The 3,266-nt window shown below is 50.4% G+C and carries 3 protein-coding genes and 1 pseudogene; all 4 read right to left on the minus strand.

Translation table 11 applies throughout. From position 1 onward, the window contains the following. A pseudogene (locus AC5OW4_RS14895) lies at nt 1–387 on the minus strand (S1C family serine protease); the annotation flags it as partial. 332 nt (nt 388–719) lie between these two features. Next, nucleotides 720–1,982 (minus strand): glycosyltransferase family 2 protein, encoded by a 1,263-nt coding sequence (locus tag AC5OW4_RS14900; RefSeq protein WP_229056845.1) that lies wholly within the window; start codon nt 1,980–1,982, stop codon nt 720–722. Nucleotides 1,983–2,249: 267 nt separating this feature from the next. Further along, nucleotides 2,250–2,672: a threonine/serine exporter family protein gene (locus AC5OW4_RS14905; protein WP_072684083.1), complete on the minus strand. Its 423-nt coding sequence runs from the start codon at nt 2,670–2,672 to the stop codon at nt 2,250–2,252. Continuing rightward, nucleotides 2,666–3,266, minus strand: a 601-nt coding sequence (locus tag AC5OW4_RS14910; protein ID WP_493677176.1) for a threonine/serine exporter family protein, incomplete at its 5' end; no start/stop codon positions are given. The genes AC5OW4_RS14905 and AC5OW4_RS14910, both read right to left, overlap by 7 nt.

The following is a 3,266-nucleotide window of genomic DNA, read 5'->3' on the forward strand; positions in this document are numbered from 1 at the left end:
GTGCTCTTCCGATCTGGTGACGATGTAGCCATCCTCGGAAATGATCACCCCGCTGCCGGCGCCTTCCGTGACAAACTGGCGCAGGAACAAGCTGTTGGTCACCGATTCCGTGCGGATCTCCACGACGCTGTTCTGCGTCCGGGCGGCGACGGTCGGAATATTGATCGAGGTCACAGGCACATTCTCAAGATTCTGAGGCAGGCGCTCTACGCTCTGGACAACGACGCTGCCTTTCTGACTTTTAGCGGCCAGCGTCCCGGCAGAAAAGCCGATCACTCCGGATAACAGCGCGCAAGCGGCTAATCCGAGGCGGAAGGTTCTTTTCATTGACCGCAGTTCTTTTTGAATCGCCGCGGTATCGGAATCCAAAAATTCAGAATCGAACATTTTTATTTCCTTCTTTCTTATCGTTTTTATTATAGGAAGAATCCGTGAAGTTTGTGTGAAGAAATTGTAAACTTGCCTTGACGGGCGACGACTTTTTAGACAAAATGTCTAAAACTGAGCAATTCCCGCGTCAAAAATCTGAAATCAGGCTGAAAACGTTTGAATTATAAACTTTGCGCAGTGAGAGCATAAGGCGGCTTCCCATGCCGGACGTTTCGTAATGTTTCCGGTTATGTCAAAAGTTTCTTCTTGCCTGCGCTCTGTTTTGCTTAAAGTTTGTGTCCGTGCGAAATTTTAGTTTCCGTTAAGGAAGCTGATAAAAAAATACGCGGTTAATCGCGTATTTCCTGAATTGATTTGGCGATGGTATGCGTGATTGGACTCCATTCGATCTTCTTGAACAACGCTTCGATCGCAATCGGAACATAGGTGAAAATAAAGATCGGAAAGGAGAAAGTATACAGGATTTTTTTCATGGCGCTGCAATGGATATTGTTCCATTCCGTAACGGTGGTCAGGATGCCGAATGCGTACAGGATCAAATAGTAATTCGTGACGGAAGCGGTGATGGCGCCCAATGTTACGGATAAGACTTCCGGGTCACGCTGAACAAACAATGTCCATACCAGAGCCAGTGAGTTGATCAGCACGCTGAACAGGGAAACGAACAACGCCGGCGCAATCGTCATCGTCATATCGTAGCTGCTGAAATCGTGCTCCTTGAGAATCCGTTTGACCAGGGAAGTGCCGTACTTACCGAAAACCTGATAGAAGCCCTTGGACCAGCGCAGCCGCTGTTTCCAAGATTGTTCAAACGTGCAGGGCTGTTCGTCATACAGCACCGCGTCGCCGCAATAGCCGATCTTTAATCCGTGCAGGACGCTGTCGACGGAGAATTCGATATCTTCGGTCAGTAAGTGATGCTTCCAGCCGTTGTTCGCTTTAACGATCTGATTGGAAATCATGAAGCCGGTGCCGGAGATCGCACAGCTGGAGCCGCACATCATCCGCGCCTGGTTCAGATATTTTGATTCGCGTAAAAACCACAGCGAATACCCGGCGGAAATCCAGTTGGAATCGTAATTCTTGGAGTTGCGGTAGCTGGTGATGATTTCATAGCCGGAATCGAAGACTTTGTTCATTTCCCGAATATAGTTCGGATCGAGCAGATTGTCGGCGTCAAAGACAAAATAAGCCTCAAACCAATCTTTGGGATATTCCTTCATGATGTGCTTGAACGCGTAATCCAGCGCGTAGCCTTTGCCGACCTTGAGCTGATTGAAACGTTCATATACGACTGCACCTTCCATCTGCGCCAGCTCGGCCGTGTTGTCAGTGCAGTTATCAGCGACCACAAATGCCGTGACAAGCCCGTCCGGATAATTCTGCGCCTTAATGCTCTGAAGCAGTTCGCGGATGACGGTCGCTTCGTTGCGCGCGGCGATGATGACGCCATAGCGGTGCATCTGCTTCGCTTCAGGCGCCGGCTTCTTTTTGCCAAACAGGACGATCCCGGCATAAATGATCTGATAGAGATAGAGAAGCAGGAATAAGAGAAAAATTGTAAAATTAAATGCGTTTAAACTTTCTAGCATATACATGGTCCTTTCTTCGGATTTTCACCCTGTAAAAAGCAGCACCCCCCAAAATCCGGATGCTGGATTCTATTTTAAACGGCTGAAGAAGAAATGCAATCTCTGTGAAGAAAAATTCACATTAGTCATGAAAGTTTTTGTTTATTTTAAGAAAAATGTAAGAAACTTTCAGACTTCTTAAGAGATGAGCTCAGACCTTAGTATGTCATCAGAATGACGTTAATTATACATAAAAAACCTGAAAAAATTCAGGTTTCGCATGATTTTTCATGATTTTTTCATCGAAAAGGAGAAGAAAGCACTGGTCAGGGCAATTCCCAGCGCCAGTGCGCCGGCGCAGCCCAACGTGTGAATTCCGATTTCCAAAGCGTTCATCGTGTTGCCCTGGATGATGGCCAGCATTGTATAATACATGCCGCCTCCGGGAACCAGGGGGATCAGGGCGCAGATCAGAAACGTCGTGACCGGGGTTTTCATGCGCCGGGCAAGCAGCTCGCTGACCAGACACAGTCCGCAGGCTGCCAGAAACATTGCCAGCACTTCGCCTCCGTGAACCTGCATCACCAGTTCATAGATCAGACTGCCCAGGGTTCCGGTGAGCGCCGCCGCCAACAGTTTCCGATCATGGATATTAAACAAAATGCCAAAGCCGATTTCAGCGAGGAAGGCGCCGATCAGTTTGATCACCATAGCGGGTTTCCTCCCAGCATCATCCACAGACTCATGACCAGGCCGGGTCCTAACGCCACGGCAATCGCGATCAGGAAAGCCTCGACACCGCGGGTCATCCCGGAGATCAGATCGCCGGACAGGCTGTCGCGGATCGCGTTGGTAATCGCCAGACCGGGGACCAGAAGCATCAGACAGCCGATGATTAACGCGTCTAACGACGGCGCCAGTCCGGTTTGATTGAAGACGATCGCCAACAGTGCGGTGAGAGCCGAGCACAGGCTGATTGCGAAGAAGGACGGAAACTGGCGTTGTTCCAAAATCGAACTGCATCCTTCAATCAGGCCGCCGATGACCAGCGCGCAGCACAGATCGGGAAATTGCCCGCCGAAGAATAAGGTGAATCCACCCGCGCCTAACGCCCCAGCCGCAATCCGGCGCGAAAGTGAGTACGGGTGAAGCCGGGCGATCGCGCGCAGCTGTGTTAGAAATTCGTCCAGCGTCAGCGTCCTGCTTTGGCGGGAGAGCGTGTTGATCCGGTCGATCCGGTCGATATCCAGACCGCGCGACTTGATCCGGACGATCTTGCTGACGGAACGCCCGCCGGCGACGATC

It is taken from the genome of Holdemania sp., assembly GCF_986127675.1.

Bases quoted from the DNA above. Each gene is read 5' to 3' on its own strand.
- AC5OW4_RS14900 (WP_229056845.1), bottom strand. From the start codon at position 1,982: ATGCTAGAAAGTTTAAACGCATTTAATTTTACAATTTTTCTCTTATTC.
- AC5OW4_RS14905 (WP_072684083.1), bottom strand. From the start codon at position 2,672: ATGGTGATCAAACTGATCGGCGCCTTCCTCGCTGAAATCGGCTTTGGC.